2 protein-coding genes are annotated in these 2,114 nt (G+C 70.2%); both read left to right on the top strand.

Annotation, left to right across the window (positions count from 1 at the left end):
* The coding region (locus tag ACFQH9_RS32100) for a TetR/AcrR family transcriptional regulator (protein WP_379572234.1) at positions 1–650 on the top strand (650 nt) is incomplete at its 5' end.
* Positions 647–2,026, top strand: coding sequence for a 4-hydroxyphenylacetate 3-hydroxylase N-terminal domain-containing protein (locus ACFQH9_RS32105; RefSeq protein ID WP_379572236.1), 1,380 nt, complete (start codon positions 647–649; stop codon positions 2,024–2,026). The genes ACFQH9_RS32100 and ACFQH9_RS32105, both read left to right, overlap by 4 nt.
* The last annotated feature ends 88 nt before the right edge of the window (positions 2,027–2,114 follow it).

Here is a 2,114-nt window from a genome sequence, read left to right on the forward strand (position 1 = left end):
CCGTGCCGCCGCACCGCCGCGCGGTGGCGCCCAAGGCGCGCGGGCGCGACCTCGGCCCGTCGCGCTACGAGCAGATCGTCGACGCCGCGGCCGAGCTGTTCCGGCGCAAGGGCTACGCGGGCACCAGCATCAGCGAGATCGCCGAGGCCGCCGGCATGCTCAAGGGCAGCCTCTACCACTACATCCACACCAAGGAGGACCTCCTCTACGCGATCGTCGAGGAGGCCCACCTCAACACCGCGGCGCTGGGCGAGGAGCTGCTCGCCTCCGGCGCCCCGGCCGTGGACAAGCTGCGGCTGGCGATCGAGCGGCACCTGCGCGGCACGGAGAAGAACCTGGTCAAGATCAGGGTGTTCAACGCCGAGTTCTCGGGGCTGCCCGCCGAGCGGTTCGCCGAGATCATCGCGCGCCGGGACACCTACGAGCGCTCGATCCGCGAGATCGTCCGCCAGGGGCAGCGGGAGGGCGCCTTCGCCGCGCACCTCGACCCGCGGCTCACCGCGGCGTCGGTCCTCGCGACCCTCAACTCCGTCCAGGCGTGGTTCCGCCCCGACGGCGACCTGTCCATGACCGAGATCATCGACGGCTTCACCGACCTCCTGCTGCGCAGCGTCGGCGTGGAGACCCACCCGGAAAGGACCGTGCATTGAAGACCGGTGAGCAGTACCTGGCCTCCCTCGACGACGGCCGCAAGGTCTGGTTCGAGGGCGAGCTCGTCGAGCGGATCGCCGACCACCCGATCCTGGGGCAGAGCGCGAAGCTGATCGCCGAGGGCTACGACAAGGTCTACGACCCGACGGGTGACCACAGCCCGTTCGCGGACGTCCCGACCGACGCGCAGGGCCTGCGTGAGCACATCGAGTTCGTGCACGACATGGGGATGCTGGCCCACGTCACGTACACCTCGATCATGACGCTGCTGACCGCCGCGGGCCGGATCATGAGCGCCTGCCCGGAGGAGGTCGAGCGGATCAACGCGTTCGTCGAGTACGCCCGCGCCGAGGACCTCCGGATCACCCAGTGCATCACGGACGCGAAGGGGCACCGGAAGGTGCGCCCGGGTCAGCAGGAGGACCCGGACTCGTACGTCCGCGTGGTCGAGCGGCGGGACGGCGGCGTGGTCGTGCGCGGGGCGAAGCTGCACATCACCGCGGCCTCGCTGGGGCACGAACTGATGGTCATCCCGACCAAGGGGATGAAGCCGGGGGAGGAGGACTACGCGATCGCGTGCATGATCCCGGTCAACGCCCCCGGCGTGAAGATCGTGGACGTCAGCTACGCGCCGCGCAACGCCGACGCCGGCACCTTCCCGGTCTCGGGCCCGGTGTCCTACCCCGAGTCCTTCGTGATCCTCGAGGACGTGTTCGTCCCGACGGAGCGGGTCTTCCTCGACGGCCAGGTCAAGTACGCCACGGTGTTCGCGCACTCGCTCGGCCTCTGGGAGCGCCTCGGCGGGCTGTCCTCGATGGCGGACGGCGCGGACCTGCTGGTCGGGCTCGCACAGCTGATCGCGCAGGCGAACGGCACCGAGTCGGTCGCGCACGTCCGGGACAAGATCGACGACATGATCATCCACGCGACCCTGGTCCGGGCGTCGCTGGAGGCCGCAATCACCCACTGCCACGTCGGCGACAACGGGGCCGCGTTCCCGGACGAGCTGTACACGAACGCGGGCAAGTACCACGCGGCGTCGAACTACGACATGCTCGTGCAGCACCTGCACGACATCGCGGGCGGGTCGATCGTGACCGCGCCGTCGCTGGCCGACCTGCGCAACCCCGAGATCGGCCCGGCCGTGCGCAAGTACATGCAGGCCAACCCGGAGATCGACGGCGAGACGCGGCTGCGGCTGTTCCACGTGATCCGCGACCTCACCGCCGACACCTACGGCGGCTGGCGGCTCGTCACCAACATCCAGGCCGGCGGCGGGTTGTACGCGCAGAAGATCGTGACGCGGAAGTGGTACCCGATGGAGTCCGCGGTCGCGAAGGCCAAGGAGCTGGTGGGGGTGCCCTTCGCCCCCTGAGCGGGTTCCGGTCGGCGGTACCGCGGCGGCACGGCGCTTCGACCAATAGGAACGGCGCTCTCGCTCACCAGGTGTGAGCGGGAGCGCC

Origin of the sequence: Pseudonocardia lutea, assembly GCF_042658055.1 — a bacterium.
GTDB classification, from domain to species: Bacteria; Actinomycetota; Actinomycetes; order Mycobacteriales; family Pseudonocardiaceae; genus Pseudonocardia; species Pseudonocardia lutea.